Origin of the sequence: Kitasatospora papulosa (genome assembly GCF_000717245.1) — a bacterium.
In the GTDB taxonomy this organism is placed as follows: Bacteria; Actinomycetota; Actinomycetes; order Streptomycetales; family Streptomycetaceae; genus Streptomyces; species Streptomyces papulosus.
In genome coordinates this window covers 1-404 of sequence record NZ_JNYQ01000072.1, presented here as the reverse complement: position 1 = coordinate 404, position 404 = coordinate 1, and the positions used below count along the sequence as shown (strand labels likewise).

General features: G+C 66.3%; 1 protein-coding gene. It reads right to left on the bottom strand.

The window, feature by feature from the left end; translation table 11 throughout:
• The coding region (locus tag IA22_RS0133760) for a phytanoyl-CoA dioxygenase family protein (protein WP_030125882.1) at positions 1-404 on the bottom strand (404 nt) is incomplete at both ends.

Sequence of the window (404 nt, the reverse complement as noted above, 5' to 3'; positions counted from 1 at the left end):
ACCGGGGTGAAGTCGCGGGCGCCGATGAAGTCGGGCCTGCGGACGGGGGCCGCGAAGGGCTCCTGGGCGGTGTTGTCGACGCTGTTGAAGACGATGAAGACGTTGCTGCGGGCGTAGGGGGTGATGTTGTCCCCGGAGCCGTGCATGGCGTTGCAGTCGAACCAGGTGGCCGAGCCTGCCCTGCCGGTGAAGAGCTTGATGCCGTGGCGGTCGGCCATGCTGGTGAGTACCTGGTCGGAGGGGATGCCGGCGTCCTGCATCTGGAGGGACTTCTTGTAGTTGTCCTTGGGCGTCTCGCCCGCGCAGCCGACGAACGACTTGTGGGAGCCGGGCATGATCATGAGCCCGCCGTTGGTGTCGAGGTTCTCGGTCAGCGCGATCGAGACGGACACCGCCCGCATGTT